The following is an 18,204-nucleotide window of genomic DNA, read 5'->3' on the forward strand; positions in this document are numbered from 1 at the left end:
GTTCTCCGAGCGTTTCCGCGCAGCGCTTGTAAGGTTCCCGTCGGTTCCGCGCCGCAGGGCTCAGGGCCCCGGAGGAAGGCACGGGCGAGGATCGGCGAATGCCGAAGCTCCGGATGGTACTTGCTCGCGAGCCTGAACGCCATCGGGCAGGCAGGCGCCTGCCTGGCAGGTGCGTGGATGCGCCGGGACCGGGCGCCGACAGCGCTTTGCACGGGCTCTTCGGCCTCGGCCAGCGGCCTCCCCCCGGGCGAACCGGGGGTCCTTCAATACCGTTCCCATGCCCGTTCGCGCCGAGCACAGGCCGCCGCGGGAAAAAGCCGATGCGTTCCCTCGGGCCCGCGCCCGCTCCCCGGGATGACCGGGCGCAGCGATCAGACGATGCCCAACTCCAGCGCTTTGAGCACCGCGCGGGTACGGTCGCGCACGCCGAGCTTGGAGAGGATGTTCGACACGTGGTTCTTCACCGTGCCCTCGGCCACCTTCAGCGAGTTGGCGATCTCCTTGTTGGAGTAGCCGCCGGAAAGCAGGCGCAGGATCTCGGTTTCGCGCTCGGTCAGCGGGTCGGGCTGTTCCAGGCTGGTGAACTGGTTCTGCATGCGCCCCACCCCGGCCAGCAGGCGCTGGGTGACCATCGGCGCCACCAGCGAACCGCCGGCGGCGACCGTACGCACGGCCTCGACCAGTTGCTCCAGCGAGACGTCCTTGAGCAGATACCCGCGCGCGCCGGCCTTCAGGCCCTGCAGCACCAGCTGGTCGTCGTCGAAGGTGGTAAGGATGATCGTGGGCGGCAGTTCGCCGCGCGCGGACAGCGCCTGCAGCACTTCCAGCCCGCTCATGTTGGGCATGCGCAGGTCCAGCAGCACCACGTCGGGCTTGATGCGCGGAATCTCGGCGACGGCCTGCGCGCCATCGGCGCACTCGGCCACCACACGGATGTCCTCGGCCAGGTCCAGCAGCGAGCGGACGCCCTGGCGCACCAGGTTCTGGTCATCGACGAGACAGACGGAAATCATCGCGGTTCCTCAACAATGCGGTGATCGCGTGCGGTTCACGCGGGACACGGCGACCGGGCGCTGCCCGCCATTCTGGCATGGGATGCGCCGGCCTGCCGTCATGACATGCTCAGCGCGGGCGGTTCCGTGCGCGACGGCGCGTGCGCCAGCTCCAGCGTTTCGCCCAGCGGCAGCCGCACGGTCAGCGCGAAGCCTTCGCTGACCGCCGTATCCACCGCCACGCTGCCACCGAACTCGGCCAGCCGCTCGCGCATGCCGGACAGCCCGTTGCCCGGTTTGAAATGCGCCACGCCACGGCCGTCGTCGCGCGCATGCAGTCCGAGCTGGTTGGCGTCGGCGTAGGCGAAGGTCAGCCACAACTGCCGCGCGCCTGCGTGCTTGGCGCAGTTGGTGATGATCTCCTGCGCGCAACGCAGCAACACCTGCGCGCGGCGCGGATCCTCCAGGGCGAAACGCGGCGGCAGGTCCACGTGCACGGTCAGGCCGGGTACGCCCTCGATCAGGCTGCGCAGCGCCTGGGTCAGGTCGATCGCATCGTCCTGGCGCAGCTCGCTGACCGCCTCGCGCACGTCCGACAGCAGATGCCGCGCAGTCGCCTGCGCCTTGCGCACGTGCTCGGCCGAAGCGTCGTTGGCCAGGTGGCTGGCCACTTCGAGATTGAGGCTCAGCGCGGTCAGGTGGTGACCGATCAGGTCGTGCAGCTCGCGCGCGATGCGCATGCGCTCGGCGATGCGGGTGGACTCGGCCAGCAGCGCCCGGGTGGCGCGCAGCTCGGAGTTGAGCCGCCGCTGCACCTCGCGCGCTTCGGTCTGCTGGCTGGCGATCATCGAGGCAACGAAGCCGAGTGCGCAGATGCCCAGATAGATGCTGATCTGCAGGAAAGCCAGCCAGACGTTGTGCTGGTACTCGGGAAAATTCATGAATACGAACACCAGCGCCACGTTCTGCACCACGATGCAGACCACTCCCACCCAGAACGGCAGGAGCCAGGGCAGCACGACGGCGGTCACTGCCATGAGCATGGCCGATAGCCCGCTGTGGCTGTACCAGCCCACCGCGACTGCAGCCGTACTCATCACGGCCATGCCCGTGAGGCGCAGCCCCACGTAGCGGCGCGCGCCCAGGTTGGTGGTCACGGCCCAGTACAGCATCCCGAAAATCAGGTAGCAGAGCGTCCACAGCAGCAGCGATATGCCGGGACGGTTGAGCTGGGTCAGCCGTTCGGTCGCCCACTCCGTCAGCAGCGGGGTGCCCACGCACAGGTAGGTGAACAGCCCGGTCAGCCGCAGCAGCCGGATGTGGTTGAAGTTGATCCAGGACATGAACCGCATCATAGGCCCCCGCGTGCCTTGCGCAATGCGCGGGAAGTCACCCTGCCACAAGCCATGCAGGCTCGCGTTTTACAAAGGTTTTACAGCCGCGCGCAGGGTGTGCGGCCCGGCCCCGCATGCCATAATGCGCCCTTGCGGGACGCCTGCGGCGACCCACCGGTTCACTGCCTTATCTGCGGAGCAACGAATGGCCCTAGCCATCCGCGACGTGCGCGAGCACGATCTGGATGCCGTGCTGGCGCTCAACAACGCCGCCGGCCGCTCCATCCTCGCCCTGGACGCTGCGCAGCTGCGCTACTTCTACGAGCATGCCGAATACTTCCGCGTCGCCGAGATCGACGGCCACCTGGCCGGTTTCCTGATCGCGCTGCGCGACGGCGGCAACTACGACAGCCCCAACTATCGCTGGTTTGCCGAACACTACGAGTCGTTCGTCTACATCGACCGCATCGTGATCGCCAATGCCTACCGCCGCCACGGCCTGGGCAAGGTGTTCTACTGCGACGTGACCAGCTACGCCGAGGTGCGCGTGCCGCTGCTCACCTGCGAGGTGTTCCTGGAGCCGCGCGACGACGTGGTGGTGCTGTTCCACGGCACCTACGGCTTCCAGGAAGTGGGCCAGCAGCGCATGGGCGAGTCCGGTCCGCAGGTCAGCCTGCTGGCCAAGGACCTGCCCAGCTACGCTTTCGTGCGCGAAACCTGGCTCGAGCGCGGCGGCCTGCCCGACGTGCCGTGGTTGGCCGAGCGCGAGCTGCCCGTCCCCGCTTCCTCACTCTCCCCCACTTCCCAGCCGCGCCGCATTGCCGGAGAGCGGCATCAGTGACCGTAAAGATGGATACGACTGACGCCTGCGACCTGCGCTTCGGCCAGGTCGGCATCGCCTGCGTGCGCGTGCGCCGCGTGGATGCCGCCGCCTTGTGCGAGGAACTGGAGCGCCGCGTGCGCTCGGCCCCGCAACTGTTCTCCCGCGCCGCCGTGGTGCTGGATCTTTCGCACCTGATGGATCTGCCCGACGATGGCACCGTCGATGCCCTGCTCGAGGCCGTGCGCAGCGCCGGCATGCTGCCGGTGGGCCTGGCCTACGGCACCAGCGCCACCGAGGCGCTCGCCCAGCGCATGGGCCTGCCGCTGATCGCCAAGTTCCGCGCCGCCTACGAGCCGGCCGACGGCGGCAGCATCGCGCCGCCCACGCCGGCACCGGCCGCCGCCCCCGCACCCGCTCCGGTGCGCGAACCGATCCACGCCGCGCCGCCGGCCGGTCCCGCGCTCGGCGCGCAGCACCACGACGGCACCGTGCGCTCGGGCCAGCAGGTCTACGCGCGCGACCGCGACCTGGTGCTGACCGGCGCGATCGCCAACGGCGCAGAGGTGATCGCCGACGGCTCCATCCACGTCTACGGCGGCCTGCGCGGCCGCGCCATGGCCGGCGCGCAGGGCGACGAGAAGGCGCGCATCTTCGTGTCCGACTTCCGCGCCGAACTGGTGGCCATCGCCGGCCACTACCGCGTGTTTGAACAGATCCCGAAAGACCTCGAAGGCCAGGCTGTGCAATGCTGGCTCGATGGTGAAAAATTGATGATCGCCAGGCTGTGACCGGCGATTCCCACCTGCCAAGCATTACCGGAGAAGAGCCCTTGAGCGCTGAGATTATCGTCGTCACGTCCGGCAAAGGCGGCGTCGGCAAGACCACCACGAGCGCCTCGCTGGCCACCGGCCTGGCGATGGCCGGCAAGAAGGTCGCGGTGATCGATTTCGACGTCGGCCTGCGCAACCTCGACCTCATCATGGGCTGCGAGCGGCGCGTGGTGTACGACTTCGTCAACGTCGTGCACGGCGAGGCCACGATCAAGCAGGCGCTGATCAAGGACAAGCGCCACGAGAACCTGTTCGTGCTGGCCGCCAGCCAGACCCGCGACAAGGATGCGCTGACCCAGGAAGGCGTCGAGAAGGTGCTCGACGACCTTTCGAAGGAGGGCTTCGACTACGTCGTGTGCGATTCGCCCGCCGGCATCGAGAAGGGCGCGCACCTGGCGATGTACTTCGCCGACCACGCCGTGGTGGTGGTCAATCCGGAAGTGTCCTCAGTACGCGATTCGGACCGCATCCTGGGCCTGCTCGCCAGCAAGACCCGCCGTGCCGAGCGCGGCGAGGCCGGCATTACCCAGCACTTGCTGCTGACCCGCTACAACCCCGCCCGCGTGGCCGCCGGCGAGATGCTGAGCGTCAAGGACGTGGAGGAGATCCTCGGCATCACCGTGATCGGCGTGATTCCGGAATCGGAGAACGTGCTGGCGGCGTCGAACGCCGGCGTGCCGGTGATCCTGGACGAGAACTCCAACGCCGGCCATGCCTACCGCGACACCGTGGCGCGCATCCTGGGCGAGTCGCGCCCGCTGCGCTTCACCGAAGTGGCCAAGAAGGGCTTTCTCCAGCGCGTATTCGGAGGTTGACTGTGGGCATTCTCGATTTCCTGAAGCGCAAGCCGGAACCCACCGCCTCGGTCGCCAAGGAACGCCTGCGCATCATCGTGGCGCAGGAGCGCTCCACCCGCGGCGCGCCGGACTACCTGCCGCTGCTGCGCAACGAGCTGCTCGAGGTGATCAAGAAGTACGTCCACGTCGACATCGATGCGATCAACATCAACGTCGAGCGCGACAGCGGGCATGAAGTGCTCGAGCTGTCCGTCGCGCTGCCGGACGGCAAGACTGCCACGCCCTGACCGCAGGTGGGCTTCGGCCCACCTCGCGGCACCAGAGCGGTGGGCCGAAGTCCACCCTACGCCCCATGAACACTCCTGACGTCCTGCGCCTGGCCGACATCGGCTACGAGACGCCGATCGCCCTGCTCGCGCGCCACGGGCTGGCACTGCACCGCGTGCCTGCCGGTGAGCCGATCCCCGGCAGCTACTGGGGCGACGAGGAGGCCGGCGTCATCGGCACGGGCGTCTATGCACGCGACGACACGCCCGTGCACTCGCTGCTGCACGAGGCCTGCCATCTGCTCGTGCTGCCGCCCGAGCGGCGCGCCCAGGTGCATACCGACGCCACCGACTCGGTGGAAGAGGAAGACGCCACCTGCTACCTGCAGATCCTGCTCGCCGACGACCTACCGGGCGTGGGCCGCGCGCGGCTGATGGCCGACATGGACGCCTGGGGCTACAGCTTCCGGCTGGGCTCGACGCAGGCGTGGTTCGAGCAGGATGCGGGCGAGGCGCTGGCGTTCCTGCAAGCGCGCAATCTCGCCTGAACCTAACTCCCTCTCCCCTGCGAGGAGAGGGTTGGGGTGAGGGGCTGGGGCTCGCGGGAGAGTCCACCTGCGCGCTTTGGACGCTTGGAATTTGAGGCTTCCCGCGAGGCTTCCCCCATCCGCCCTTCGGGCACCTTCCCCCACGTGCGGGGGAAGGATCCGGCTGCCGCTACTTCCTGTGCCACTTGTCGTCGTCGCCTTTCTCGTACTCGTTCTTCACCGCCGCCCAGGCGACCTTGAACGAGACTTCCTCCTGCGATTCCTTGCCCCGGCGCTTGTCCGGGTCGGCGTATTCGTCCCAGGCGCTGTTGAATGCTTCCTTGAAGATGTCCTGCGCATGCTCCGGCAGGTTGTCGCGCACGGCGTCAGGCAGGTCACGCGTGGATTTGTAGGGCATGGCTCGATCTCCTGGCTGGGTTGACGCCACCGTCCGCCCGGGCGGATCAAGCGGGCGTCAACCAGCCCTAGCGCGACACGTGCCGATCGCCCGGCACGTGCCAGCGCCAGGGTTCCTCCGCCGCGCGGGTGATGCCTATCCGTGGCGAGGCCACGGGCGCCGAAGGTGGCGGCGTGCCGTCGTCGACGATGGTGAAACCACCCGTGCCCTCGACCAGGTCGATGCCATCCTGCGCGCCATTGATGCCCAGCGCCTGGCACAGCCGCGCCGGGCCGCGGCACAGGTCGCGATCGTGCCGGCAGTGCGGCCTGGCGGCGCGCATTGCCGCCAGGCCCGTCAGCGGCGCCAGCGCGCGCAACAGCACCGCCACGCCCTCGCCTTCCTCGCCGCACACCGGGTTGCAGCACCAGTGCATGCCGTAGGTGAAGTACACATAGAGCAGGCCGGCCGGGCCGAACATCGTCGCATTGCGGGCGGTGCGCCCACGCCATGAATGCGCAGCCGGGTCGATCGCGCCGCAGTACGCCTCGGTCTCGACGATGCGCCCACTGCGCCCGTCGGCGTTGAGCAGCACCTTGTTGAGCAACCCGGGCGCCACCACGCGCGGGTCGCGCGCGTAGAACGCTTGCGGCAGCACCGTGGCCGGACGGCCGAGCAACGAAGCGATGAAATCGGGAGTCATGGCCGCACAGCATGCCGTGTGCAGCGGCGAGCGGATACCCGTAGGGTGGGCTTCAGCCCACCGATCCGGCTTGCCGCAGAGGCGATGGTGGACTGAAGCCCACCCTACGGAAACCTACAGTTCGAAGCGATAGGCGAGCTTCACCAGCAACTGCTCGCTGTCGCGCAGGTCGAAGCTGCGGCCGAACTGGCTGCCCGCTTCGCTGTAGCGCGGGTCGAGCGCGTAGCCGCCGCGCCCGTACACCACGTACAGGTCCGACAGCGGCGCCAGCTCGTAGCGGTAGCGGATCTGGAAGCCCAGGTTGCGCACGCTGAAATCGTTCACCGGATCGTCCACCGCCACCGCGCGCCGGTCGCCGTTGACGCGATAAGCCTGCAGCAGGCGCGCGTCCAGGCCCAATGCCTGCAGTTTCACGCGCAGTTCCTCGCGGTTGCCGATGTTCCAGTTGACGCCGGCGTCGAGCAGGATCTGGTGGCTGTCGAAGCTGCCGATCAGGTTGTCGTGCTGCCACACCAGCCAGTCCGGATCGAACTCGTAGGTGACGCCGCTGAACACGCTGAAGGCATCGTTGATGAAATAGGTGGGCTGGAACTCGGCCGCGTAGCCGATGCGGCGCAGGCCGACGCGGTCGCTGCCCTTGAGCGTCACCTCCGACTCCCACGCCCAGTCGCCCTTGCGCGGGCTGGTGCGCTCCCAGTCCAGCATCGCGTTGTGCGGGATGCGCAGCGCACCGTGGCCGCGGGTGAGCAGGTCGTCGTACGCGGGGGCGTCGAGGTTGAGCTGCCAGTCCGATTCGCCGCCGTCGCGCAGCTGGCTCTCGCGGATCACGCGGAATTGCCGTTCCAGGTTCAAGCCATGGTCGTTGTCCATGCCGATGATGCGCCAGTGCCACACGTGCGAGGCGAAACGCGAGTCGGCCGGCAGGTCGGCGAAGCGGCGGCGCACCTCATAGTGGACGTAGTTGAGGCTGTTGCGCGGCAGGTAGCCGAAATCGTTGAGGTCGAGCTTGTCGTCGAAGTGCATGCCCAGCCATTCCTGGGTCCAGCGCTCGTTCATCTCGTACTCGACCACGGTGGTGGCGCCGGTGCCGCGCACGGTGGTGTTGTGCTGGTCGATCGCGCTGCCGACCACGTTGCTGGTCACGGTAAGCTTGGCGTTGGGCTGCCAGCGATGGTCGATGCCAAGCACGTCGGCATCGCGGTCGAGCCAGGGGCGGTCCACGTGCGTGGCCAGCATGCCCAGCGTCTGCGTGCCGAAGTCGTGGATCAGGCGCAGCGCCGAGAAGGTGCGGCCGGCATCGCCGCTCTCCTGTGCCGCCATCACGCCGTAGCGCGTGGCGCCCACGCTGCCGTTGAGCTTGAGCGCGCCGGTCACGTCGCCGGAGCCGTTGCCGTCGTCGGCCGGTCCGCCCACGCGACGGGTGTAGATCAGCTGGCTGTTGTCGATCAGCAGGCCGAAGTCGAAGATGCCCTGGTTCTCGGTGAAGAACGGGCGCTTGTCGGTGAAGAAGGTTTCCTCGGCGCCGAAGTTCACCACCAGGTCGTCGCTTTCCACCTGGCCAAAGTCGGGGTTGATCGTCGCGGTGAGCTGGGTCTGCCCGTTGGGCTTCCAGAAGATGTCGGCGCCGCCGTCGAAGGTATTGTCGCCATGCACCTGGTCGCGGATGGCCACAGCGTAGGGCGTGATCGCGAACAGCGACTGCGTGTAGGCCGGCAGCGTCACCGGCACGAAGTCGGAGAGGAAGCGCGGCTTCTCGAAGCTGGCCACCGGCCACGCGTCGCGCTCGCCGGTCGAGCCGATCACGCGGTCCAGGTACAGGCCGATGGTGCGCTCGCCGTTGCTCGCGCCGCGCATCGGCGCGATGTACCAGGGGATCAGCATCTCCACCGACCAGCCCTGCGCGTCCTCGCTGACGGCGTGCTTCCAGTTGCCGTCCCAGTCGGTGTTGAAGCGGCTCTCGTTGGTCAGCACCGCGTCGTTGAGGTCGTCGGAGAGGGTGACCATGAAGTTGTAGCCGGTGCGCCCGTCGTCGTCGAAGTCGACCATCAGGTTCACGCGGTCGACCTGCGCCTGCTCGTCGCGGCGGATGCGCTGGTGCGTGCGCGGCACGCCCGGCGGCTGGATGCAGCGGAAGGCCACCGCCAGACCCTCGGGCGTGGACAGCACCCACGCCTCGGTCGGCAGGCTGCCCGGTTCGCCGTTGAGCGGCTGGGTCTTGCGGAAGTCGGTGATGCGCCTGGCGCCCTGCCACTCGGCCGGATCGATATGGCCGTCGACCGTCACCGCCATGGCCGGCAGGGCCAGCAGGGCGAGCGAGGCAACCAGGGCGCGCGCGGCGCGATGGCCGCGGGGCCGGGAAGGGTGGCGGGCGGGAGGACGCATTGGTGTCATGGCAAGCGGGGGATGGATCGCAGCATAGGCGAGCACCGCGGCAGGGCCGACTGGCGAAAGTCACGCCCGGCGCGGTGTCCGCGGACGACTTCGCGCAACCTTCAGCGCGGCTCGACGATCTGCGCCTGCAAGGCGGTGTCCCGCGGCGGCGGCGGACGCGGGTGGCGGGTCGACCGGCAATAGTCCAGCCATGCCACCAGCCCGACCAGGGTCAGCAGGCTGGCGCCCAGCGCAAGGTGAAGCATGCTCACCGACAGCAGCGGGGAAAGCACGCCGGCGACGATGCTGCTCAGCATCAGGCTGGTGAATGCCTGCACCGAGGCGACGCCGCCGCGATGGCGCGGGAAGCGGTCCAGCAACAGCAGGGTCAGCGTCGGGAATGCAAGCTGTACTCCCACGCCATGCAGCACCAGCGGCAGGATCGACCAGGGCAGCCGCGGCTGCGCCAACACCAGCGCCAGCACCAGATGCAGCGCGCAGGCCAGCAGCAGCGCGGCATAGCCGAGGTTCACCGTGAACGCCACGCCGCGCCGCCCGGCCAGTCGGCCCGACAACCACGAACCGGCGACCAGTCCGGCCACCACCGGGATGAACAGCCAGGGGAAACCCTGCTCCGTGAGATGCAACAGCCCGCGCACCACCCGCGGCGCCGAAGCGATGTACAGGAACAGCCCGGCGAAGTTGACCGAGAGCGAGACCAGCAGTGGCCACATCGGCCGGTCGCGGGCGAAGCTCAGGTAGCTGCCCAGCAGCGGCTTGAGCGCGAAGCGGTTGCGCCGCTCGGCCGGATGGGTCTCCTCCAGCATCAGCACCAGCAGCAGCGCGAGCAGCGTGGTGAAGCCGGTCAGCACCCAGAATATGCCGTGCCAGCCGTCCAGGCCGAGCAACTGTGCGCCGACCATGGGCGCGATCACCGGCGCCACCGAGAAGATCATCATCACCCGCGACATCAGTCGCTGGGCCGCCTGGCCTTCCAGGCTGTCGCGGATGATGGCGCGCCCGACCACCAGTCCCGCGCCCGCGCACGCACCCTGCACGCCGCGGCACACCAGCAGCATGCCGAAGGACACCGACATCGCCGCGCCGATCGACGCCAGCGCATAGCCCAGCATGCCCGCCACGATCACCGGCTTGCGGCCGAGCGCATCGGAGATCGCCCCGTGGAACAGGCTCATCGCCGCATAGGTGACCAGGTACACGCTGAGCAGTTGTTGCAGTGCCACCGCGTCCACGCCGAAGGCGGCACCGATCAGCGGAAACGCGGGGAACACCGCGTCGATCGAGAACGGACCGATCATCGACAGCCCGGCCAGCAGCCAGGGCAGGCTGCGCCGGATGGGGGGATGCTTGGGGTTCATGCACTGGCGCCGGGAAGCGGTGGCCAGTATGCCATGCACGCAGGCGGCGCCCCGCCCATTGGCCGGCCGCCACCCATCCGCTAGCATCCGCCGGATGGGAGATGGCATGCCTCCCGTTCCTGCCGGAACGAACCACCCCCGTCGAGGGGTTGATGATGCCTGCACACCGGCGCGTTCCGGGTGCGGGCGCGTGCCCGTAGCCGCGGACGTCCGGACGACTTCGATCCTTTGAGGAGGCGCTCTCGTGGGCTATACCGGATTCCTTGCCATCGGCTTCGGCGGTGCGCTGGGCTGCTGGCTGCGCTGGCTGCTCGGCAGCCTGCTCAACCAGGTCTTTCCCACGCTGCCGCCGGGAACGCTCGTCGCCAACCTGCTCGGCGGGCTGCTGATGGGCTGCGCGATGGGCGTGTGGGACCACTTCCAGGCGCTGCCGCCGGAACTGCGCCTGTTCGTGTTCACCGGCTTTCTCGGCGGACTGACCACCTTTTCCACGTTCTCGGCCGAATCCTCCACGCTGCTGCTGCGGCAGCAATACCTGTGGTTCGGCGGCCATCTGCTGGTGCATCTGGTCGGTTCGATTAGCCTGACCCTGCTCGGCATCGCGCTCACCCGCGGCCTGCTGCGCCACTGACGAGGAGACCTGCATGAGCGAGAAGACGATCGAGGGCGTGCAACTGTGCTTCTACGCCCACGTGCGTGCGCGCCACGACGGCATGCTGCTGTCCGAATGGCTGCTGGAGCAGGCCCGGCGCCAGGGTATCGGCGGCGGCTCGGTGTTCCGCGCCACCGCCGGCTTCGGCCGGCACGGCGTGCTGCGCGAGGAAGCGTTCTTCGAACTGTCGGACGACCTGCCGGTGAAGGTCGAGTTCCTGCTCCGCACCGAACAGGCCGACGCCTTCCTCGCGCGGGTACGCGAGGAAGGCGTCGACGTGGTCTATGCAACCTCGACCATACGCTTCGGCGTTCTGGGCGCGCAGTGAGGCGTGCCGCCATCTGAAGGAGCTCCGCGATGCCCTTCCGCCAGCCGTCCCTCGAGCAACGAGCCATCGACCTGCTGGCGCTTGCCGGCGTCCGCGCCGCCGACAAGCCGCCCTGCGACCTGTGCGTGCACGACGACCGGCTCTACGCGCGCGTCTTCGCACACGGCTCGCTGGGCCTCGGCGAGGCTTACATGGACGGCTGGTGGGACAGCGACGACCTGCCCGGCCTGTTCACCCGCCTGCTGCGTGCGCAGCTCGACCAGGAGCTGAAAACGCTCGACACGCTGATCGCGCACCTCAAGGCGCGGTTCGTCAACCTGCAGCGCGGCGAACATGCCTTCGAGATCGGCAAGGCGCACTACGACCTGGGGAACGACCTGTTCCAGGCCATGCTCGGCGAGCGGCTGGTGTACTCGTGCGGCTACTGGGCCGAAGCGAACAACCTCGACCACGCCCAGGTCGCCAAGCTCGACCTGATCTGCCGCAAGCTGCGCCTCAAGCCAGGCCAGCGCGTGCTGGACATCGGCTGCGGCTGGGGCGAGGCGCTCAAGTACGCGGCTGAGAAATACGGCATCGAGGGCGTGGGCATCACCGTCTCGCAGGAACAGGCCGCCTACGCGCAGGCGCTGTGCGCCGGGCTGCCGGTGGAGATCCGCCTGCAGGACTACCACGAGCTCGACGAGCCCTTCGACGCGATCATGTCGATCGGCATGTTCGAGCACGTCGGCGCGCTCAACTATCGCAGCTACTTCGAGGTGGCGCGGCGCTGCCTGCGCGAGGAAGGCCTGTTCCTGCTGCATTGCATCGGCAGCAACGGCGCGCCGTCGCGGCCGGATCCGTGGATCGAGAAGTACATCTTCCCCAATTCGATGATCCCGGCGATGAGCCAGACCGCCACCGCGCTGGAGGGCCTGTTCGTGGTCGAGGACTGGCACAACTTCGGCGCCGACTACGACAAGACCCTCACCGCCTGGCGCGCCAACTTCGACGCCGCCTGGCCGGCGCTCGCGCATCACTACGACGAACGCTTCCGCCGCATGTGGCACTACTACCTGGCCGTCTCGGCGGCCGTGTTCCGCAGCCGCCGCGACCAGCTCTGGCAGATCACCCTGAGCCCGCGCGGCGTACCCGGCGGCTACCGCGTGCCGCGCTGAACACCGCCGGCAGTTGTGGTAAACCTCCCGCCGGGGACGCGACGGGACGGACGCGGCGGCAATGCAGGGAGAGGGAAGTCACCAGATGTGGCAATGCGGCGGGTACACGATCGTGCCTGCCAGCCGCCGGCTGCTGCGCGATGGACAGCCGGTCGACCTGGAAGCGAAGGTATTCGACCTGATCTGGCTGCTGGTCGAGAACCGCGACCGCGCCGTGGGCAAGCAGGAAGTGATCGCCGCCCTGTGGGGCCACCGGCCGATCACCGATGCGGCGCTCAGCCAACTGCTCTACAAGGCCCGCCGCGCCCTCGACGACGATGGCGACCGGCAGGCGGTCATCCGTACCGTGTACGGCCGCGGGCTGCAGTGGGTGGCGCCTGTCACGCCGGCGGCCGCGGAGCGCCCCGACCCTGAAGACCGAGCATCCGGAGCTGCTCCCGCTCCCCTGGTGCGCCAGACACGCCAGGCCTACCTGGCGCTCGGCATGGCGATACCACTGGTGCTCGCGGCGCTTGCCTTCTGGTTCATCCCTGCGAGCAAGGCACCGCCCGTGCCGGCTCCGCCGCGACTGGCGATGCTGCCCACCACCAATGCCACCGGCGATCCCGCGCTCGGCTGGGTTTCCCACGGCCTGCCGGGCCTGATGACCAGCCTGCTGGGCCAGGCCCATGGCATCGACGTCATCGATGCGTTGCAGGTCGCTCACGTTTGGGATTACACGCCGCAGGCCGGCCGCAATCACGCCGAACATGCACGTCTGGTCACGCATGCCGACATCGTGATCGACAGCCGCCTGCGCAAGATCGCCGACAAACTCTACGAACTGGATCTGCATCTCGATCCCGGCAAGTCCGCCGCTCCCTCCGACATCATCGTCACGGGAGATCAGCCGGGAACGCTCGGCATCGAGGCGGTCGGGCGCATCCGCCGCGCACTGGGACTGGTACCTGCGGCGCAACCCCAGGGCACGCAGCCCGCGGATGCATATCTGGCCGAAACATTTGCGCGCGGGCTGGACGAGGCCATGAGCGGCCGTTGGGCGCAAGCCAAGCCCTACTTCCTGCTCTCCTCGCAGAACGCGCCAAACTTCCTACCTGCCCGCTTCAGGTTAGGCGAGGCCCAACTCGTCACCGGCGAATCCGACCTGGCCGAGCACACCCTGCAGGAAGTGCTGGCGTCGGCGCGTGCCCAGGGCAACGAGGTCATGGCCGCCGGCAGCCTGGTCCAGTTGGCTCAGCTGGCCATGAACCGGCACCGTTACGAAGATGCGCTGGCACTGCTGGACCGCGCAGAGCCGATGGCCGGACGCGACGCGAACATGAGCGTCACCGTTGCGCTCAAAGCGGTCAACGTGGCGGCTCGATTGCATCGGATGTCTCTGGCCCACGCAAAGCTGGCCCGGGCGCGCAACCTGATCGACCGGCACCAGCTGCGTCAGCGGGCTGCCGACCTGCACAACAGCGAGGCCTTCATCGGCGAGGCCGAGGGAAACGTCGCGGCGACGGAGGCGGCCGACCGCGCGGCGCTTGCCGCCAGCGAGGCGATCGGCAACGAACACGACGCACGGGGAGATGCCTACAATCTCGCCCTCGTGCTCGCTCGCGAAGGAAAGAACGGCGAAGCCATACGGCTTTTCGCCAACAGCTATCACAGGTCGCTGGGCGTTGATCCATGGTTGACCTTCGCCAGCGGTGACAACCTGGCCATCGCCCTGCTCAATGCTGGCCTGACGTCCCAGGTGAAGCCCATTGCCTCCCAGTTGCTGGCAACCGCTACGGAGCAACACAACGCCGTTCGGCAGGCGCTCGCCTGGATGCTGCGCGCGGGAAGCGACTGGTACGAAGATGACGCGGCCGGTTCGCTTGCGGACTGCCGCAAGGCGGCTTCACTGGTGGACCCGGCGCAGGATCCTGCATTGTGGCTCGCGATACGTCTGAACGAGGCTGCTGCTGCGCTGCTTGCCGAACCGGGCGCCGTGGCGGCAATCCGGCGCGATACGGACTTCTTGATCGATGCCCAGAAGCAGCCGGGCGATTACGCATACGAGCGCATGCTTATCCATGCGATGGCCGCTTCCGCCGCCGGCAACCCCTTGCAGGCGCGCATCGCGCTGAAGGCGGCTGCTACGGGACCGCGTCCGAACGACCCCACGGGCGACAACCTGCATTACATCGGGCTGATCCTCGCCCTGCGCGACCACGATGCTGGGGACGCGGCGATCGCCCTGGCCAGGTTCGATCCGGGCACCTCCGCCAGCGCGGACGTACTGCGCTTGTACAGCCGCTGGATGGCGCAGCAAGGCGACGGCACTAGCCGTGCCCGCGCCCAGGCGCGCCTTGCCACGTTGCAGAAGGACGCCACGGCCGCGCTGGCCGCCGAATCCGCGGAGAAACTGCTGGCCTCGCCCTGATCAGGCGGTAGCATCTGCTTGGACACCACCACCGATCACGCAGAGTCGCCATGATGCGTCCATCGCCCGCCGTCCCCATCGCACAACGGTCGTACACCGCCTGGTTGCAGCGTGGGACGATGGCCCGGCTGCGTGCACTGGGGCTGGCGCTGGTGCTCGCCCTGGCTGCCGTTCCTGCGCTGGCCCAACCGGCACTATGGGCAGTCAAGGACGCCGACACCACCATCTACCTCTTCGGCACCGTGCACCTGCTGCCGCACGACACCGACTGGCACTCCGCCGAACTGGACAAGGCGCTGGCCGACAGCCAGGCGCTGTACGTGGAGATCACCGACGACGACCAGGCCACCATGACGGCGCTGGTGTTGCAGTACGGCATGGACATGGCCCATCCGCTGTCGGGCCTGCTCACGCCCTTCGACCGCGAGCGGCTCGCGCGCGCCGCCCGGCTGGCGGACGTGCCCGGCGGCGTCGCTGCGCTGAACCTGATGCGGCCGTGGCTGGCCGCCCTCACCCTCACCGTGGCGCCGCTCACCAAGGCCGGCCTCGATCCTGCCGAAGGTGTCGACAAGCAGTTGCGCGCGGCAATGACGAAAGCCGGCAAGCCGGTGCGCGGGCTGGAAACTGCCGAACAGCAGATCCGCTTCCTGGCCGACATGCCGCAGGCCGTGCAACTGGCGATGCTGCGCTCGACCCTGCGCGACACCGACCGCGCCGCGGTGGACCTCAAGGCGATCATCGAGGCGTGGAAGAGCGGCGACGAGGCCGCCCTTTCGCGACTCGAGATCGACCTGATGCGCCGCGAGACGCCCGAGCTCTACCAGCGCCTGCTGGTCGAACGCAACGAAGCCTGGGCCAAACGCATCGCCGGCATGCTGCAGCAACCCGGCACCGTCTTCATCGCCGTCGGCGCCGCCCACCTGGCCGGGCCGGACAGCGTGCAGGCGCAGCTCGCGAAGGATGGCATCGGCGTACATCGGTTGTAGGAAATCGCCTCGCAAGGATGTCGGCCCGCCAGCCTGCCGCTGTACCCAAGTGCTTGATTCGGCAGCAAAGTAAGAGTCCGTAACGATCCCCTAAAACGGCCATCAAGCACCGGCCGGCGCAATTGCGCTGCGATACGGTGCGCGCCGCGATTGCGTGGCGCGTCCCCTCCCGACGCAGCCAGGTTCCGGACATGACCGATCAGCACGCCCTCCCTTGCGCCCTCGCGCCGCAGCGGCACGGCCGCTTCATCCTCGCCGGCCTCGCGGCCGCCCTCGGCCTTGCCCTGTCGTCACCGGGCACGGCCGGTGACGCCCCCTCCTACGACGTCAGGGAAATGCCCGCCACGCTGGTCTACACCATCGACATCGCCGGGCAGACGCACAAGGAAAACGCCAAGGCCGGCACCTATGCCGATGCCTCGGTGCACCAGCGCCTGGACGGCACCGTGCACCTGTGGGGCGAGCAAGGCCACCGCTCGAGCGTGGACAACGCCCAGGAAATCATCAAGCAGGGCGAGCCGCTGCGGCAGGCGATGATGCCGGCCATCCAGCAGGCCATGGCCACCTGCGGCGAGGACGAGGCCTGCATGACCGCGGCCATGATGAAGATGAGCGCCAGCATGTCGCCGGCCCAGCGCGAGATGGCCCGCACCGCCAAGGACCGCATGGCACCCAAGTACACCCGCCACGACCTCGGCCGATGGGCGGTGGATCCGACCAAGGCCAGGTGCTCGCTGCACGCGGTCACGCAAGGGTCCTCGCGCTACCGTTCGATGGACGTGGGCGAAGGCTACGCCAACTACGTCACCGGCTCGGAACAGCGCCACGGCGAAGGGCGCAACGATTGCAAGGGTTCCGACCTGCCCGATGCGCGCGCCGAATGGAACGGCGACACCCGCCTGCTGAGCCTCAAGCTGCCCGGCCTGACCGTGGACGAACAGGCCAGGGACGCCAGCGGCAAGACCAGCACCGGGCAAGTGACCATCGGCGACATCGAGCTCGACGACCTGCACTGGTCCGGCAAGGGGCCGCAGAGCGGCCAGCAGACCCGCAAGGTCACGGCGGGCGACGTTCCGGCCACCATGACGATTCGCTGGACCTTTACGCCCGGCAAGGCCTGAGCATGCCTGCCGGCATGCCCAACACAGGCGCGCACGCGATGGCGTGGCTGGCACTGGCCTGGATGCTGTGGACGCCGCTGGCCGACGCCTGCGGCGATCCGCCTCCGCATTCGCCGCAGTACCGGCAACGCGCCGTGCACGCCGCGGCCCGCCTCGGCGCCACGCCCGGCTACGCCCTCGCGCATGGATGGTCGCTGCAACCGGAAGCGCCATCGCTGGTGCAGGCAGGCCAGGACGTCTACGGCCGGCCGCTGCGGCTGGCGCCCGGTGCCGCGGCGGCCATGCAGGCCATGCTGGAAGCCGCGGCGCGCGACGGGATCACCCTGCAGGCGGTGTCCGGCTTCCGCAGCTTCGGCTACCAGCGCCGGCTGGTGCGACGCAAGCTGGACCGCGGCCTGCCGCTGGCCTCGGTGCTGCACGTCAACACCCTGCCCGGCTTCAGCGAGCACCACAGCGGCTGCACGCTGGACCTGACCACGCCGGGCGTGCCTCCGACGGATGCGGCGTTCGCCGATACGCCGGCGTTCGCCTGGCTCGCCCGCCACGCCCGCCGATTCGGCTTCGAACTGTCCTATCCGGCGGGCAACGCCAAGGGCATCGCGTTCGAGCCGTGGCACTGGCGCTACGCGGGACCTTCGCCTTCGGATGACGGCCTGCTCGCGCAGATGTCGTCCGCGCATGCATCACCTGTCGATGTTCCCATCCACACCAGCCCCATCACCCAGGGATACCCATGAAGATGCGCACCCATCGTCTCGTCCTGTTGCTCGCCCCGTTCACCCTGACGCCGCTCGCGCACGCACAGGAGGCCCCCGTCAGCTGCGAAGGCAAATCGATCGCCACGATCGAGGCGCTTGCCCGCCACGACCACGACGGCGCCCGACGCTACCTGTCCGCCATGCTGGTTTCCAACTCGCAACGCATGGAACCGATGTGGGACGCCCTGATCGAGCAGAGCTGGGGACCCTACGCCTCGCACGGCAAGGCCGAGACGATCGCCAACGGCGACCACACCACCACGGTGCGGCTGCCGCTCGCGTTCGACCACGGCGCGACCACCGCGACCTTCACCTGCGATCCGAAACAAGGCGGCGCCATCGTCGAGTTCGCGCTGCTGTAGCGGACCGGCGCGCCG

General features: G+C 68.6%; 19 protein-coding genes and 1 riboswitch. Of the genes, 13 read left to right on the top strand and 6 right to left on the bottom strand.

Annotated features, from left to right (window positions below; genetic code table 11):
• Positions 1-371: 371 nt before the first annotated feature.
• Positions 372-1,013, bottom strand: a complete 642-nt coding sequence (locus tag AAIL17_RS05435) for a response regulator (RefSeq protein ID WP_291193468.1) — start codon at positions 1,011-1,013, stop codon at positions 372-374.
• A 98-nt stretch (positions 1,014-1,111) separates the two neighbouring features.
• Positions 1,112-2,335: a sensor histidine kinase gene (locus AAIL17_RS05440; RefSeq protein WP_424681805.1), complete on the bottom strand. Its 1,224-nt coding sequence runs from the start codon at positions 2,333-2,335 to the stop codon at positions 1,112-1,114.
• Between the two features lie 196 nt (positions 2,336-2,531).
• On the opposite strand from AAIL17_RS05440, the gene AAIL17_RS05445 reads away from it, so the two are divergent.
• The 5 genes from AAIL17_RS05445 (at position 2,532) to AAIL17_RS05465 (ending at position 5,590) form a co-directional block, all read left to right on the top strand.
• Complete coding sequence (locus AAIL17_RS05445; RefSeq protein ID WP_424681806.1) at positions 2,532-3,167, top strand: GNAT family N-acetyltransferase; 636 nt, start codon at positions 2,532-2,534, stop codon at positions 3,165-3,167.
• Positions 3,168-3,175: 8 nt separating this feature from the next.
• Positions 3,176-3,937, top strand: a complete 762-nt coding sequence (gene minC / locus AAIL17_RS05450) for a septum site-determining protein MinC (protein WP_424681807.1) — start codon at positions 3,176-3,178, stop codon at positions 3,935-3,937.
• Between the two features lie 41 nt (positions 3,938-3,978).
• A complete protein-coding gene (gene minD / locus AAIL17_RS05455; RefSeq protein WP_424681808.1) occupies positions 3,979-4,794 on the top strand; it encodes a septum site-determining protein MinD in 816 nt (271 codons plus the stop codon).
• A 2-nt stretch (positions 4,795-4,796) separates the two neighbouring features.
• Positions 4,797-5,063 carry a cell division topological specificity factor MinE gene (gene minE / locus AAIL17_RS05460; RefSeq protein WP_424681809.1) on the top strand — a complete coding sequence of 89 codons (267 nt, stop codon included), beginning with the start codon at positions 4,797-4,799 and terminating at the stop codon, positions 5,061-5,063.
• Between the two features lie 65 nt (positions 5,064-5,128).
• The gene (locus AAIL17_RS05465; protein WP_424681810.1) at positions 5,129-5,590 is read left to right on the top strand and encodes a hypothetical protein; all 462 of its coding nucleotides are present in this window, start codon (positions 5,129-5,131) and stop codon (positions 5,588-5,590) included.
• A 169-nt stretch (positions 5,591-5,759) separates the two neighbouring features.
• On the opposite strand, the gene chaB is transcribed toward AAIL17_RS05465, so the two are convergent.
• The 4 genes from chaB to AAIL17_RS05485 all read right to left on the bottom strand — a co-directional run bounded on the left by chaB (position 5,760) and on the right by AAIL17_RS05485 (position 10,418).
• A complete protein-coding gene (gene chaB / locus AAIL17_RS05470; RefSeq protein WP_424681811.1) occupies positions 5,760-5,987 on the bottom strand; it encodes a putative cation transport regulator ChaB in 228 nt (75 codons plus the stop codon).
• Positions 5,988-6,054: 67 nt separating this feature from the next.
• Complete coding sequence (locus AAIL17_RS05475; protein WP_424681812.1) at positions 6,055-6,669, bottom strand: DNA-3-methyladenine glycosylase; 615 nt, start codon at positions 6,667-6,669, stop codon at positions 6,055-6,057.
• Between the two features lie 114 nt (positions 6,670-6,783).
• Complete coding sequence (locus AAIL17_RS05480; RefSeq protein WP_424681813.1) at positions 6,784-9,051, bottom strand: DUF5916 domain-containing protein; 2,268 nt, start codon at positions 9,049-9,051, stop codon at positions 6,784-6,786.
• Between the two features lie 110 nt (positions 9,052-9,161).
• On the bottom strand, positions 9,162-10,418 hold the full coding sequence (locus tag AAIL17_RS05485; RefSeq protein WP_424681814.1) for a multidrug effflux MFS transporter: 1,257 nt from the start codon (positions 10,416-10,418) through the stop codon (positions 9,162-9,164).
• Between the two features lie 88 nt (positions 10,419-10,506).
• A riboswitch (Fluoride riboswitch) is annotated at positions 10,507-10,587 on the top strand.
• 75 nt (positions 10,588-10,662) lie between these two features.
• On the opposite strand from AAIL17_RS05485, the gene crcB reads away from it, so the two are divergent.
• From crcB to AAIL17_RS05525, 8 genes are all read left to right on the top strand, one after another.
• Positions 10,663-11,049 (top strand): fluoride efflux transporter CrcB, encoded by a 387-nt coding sequence (gene crcB, locus AAIL17_RS05490; RefSeq protein WP_424681815.1) that lies wholly within the window; start codon positions 10,663-10,665, stop codon positions 11,047-11,049.
• Positions 11,050-11,062: 13 nt separating this feature from the next.
• On the top strand, positions 11,063-11,398 hold the full coding sequence (locus tag AAIL17_RS05495; RefSeq protein ID WP_424681816.1) for a DUF190 domain-containing protein: 336 nt from the start codon (positions 11,063-11,065) through the stop codon (positions 11,396-11,398).
• A gap of 29 nt (positions 11,399-11,427) precedes the next feature.
• Positions 11,428-12,552: a cyclopropane fatty acyl phospholipid synthase gene (gene cfa / locus AAIL17_RS05500; RefSeq protein ID WP_424681817.1), complete on the top strand. Its 1,125-nt coding sequence runs from the start codon at positions 11,428-11,430 to the stop codon at positions 12,550-12,552.
• 112 nt (positions 12,553-12,664) lie between these two features.
• Entirely contained in the window at positions 12,665-14,962 is a 2,298-nt protein-coding gene (locus tag AAIL17_RS05505; RefSeq protein ID WP_424681818.1) for a winged helix-turn-helix domain-containing protein, read from the top strand.
• A gap of 119 nt (positions 14,963-15,081) precedes the next feature.
• Positions 15,082-15,948 (top strand): TraB/GumN family protein, encoded by an 867-nt coding sequence (locus tag AAIL17_RS05510; RefSeq protein ID WP_424681819.1) that lies wholly within the window; start codon positions 15,082-15,084, stop codon positions 15,946-15,948.
• A gap of 191 nt (positions 15,949-16,139) precedes the next feature.
• Positions 16,140-17,069 carry a hypothetical protein gene (locus AAIL17_RS05515; RefSeq protein WP_424681820.1) on the top strand — a complete coding sequence of 310 codons (930 nt, stop codon included), beginning with the start codon at positions 16,140-16,142 and terminating at the stop codon, positions 17,067-17,069.
• Between the two features lie 14 nt (positions 17,070-17,083).
• Positions 17,084-17,806 carry a M15 family metallopeptidase gene (locus AAIL17_RS05520; protein ID WP_424681821.1) on the top strand — a complete coding sequence of 241 codons (723 nt, stop codon included), beginning with the start codon at positions 17,084-17,086 and terminating at the stop codon, positions 17,804-17,806.
• On the top strand, positions 17,803-18,189 hold the full coding sequence (locus AAIL17_RS05525; RefSeq protein WP_424681822.1) for a hypothetical protein: 387 nt from the start codon (positions 17,803-17,805) through the stop codon (positions 18,187-18,189). The genes AAIL17_RS05520 and AAIL17_RS05525 overlap by 4 nt, the downstream gene beginning before the upstream one ends.
• The last annotated feature ends 15 nt before the right edge of the window (positions 18,190-18,204 follow it).

Source organism: Frateuria sp. YIM B11624 (genome assembly GCF_049727805.1).
Taxonomy (GTDB): domain Bacteria; phylum Pseudomonadota; class Gammaproteobacteria; order Xanthomonadales; family Rhodanobacteraceae; genus Frateuria_A.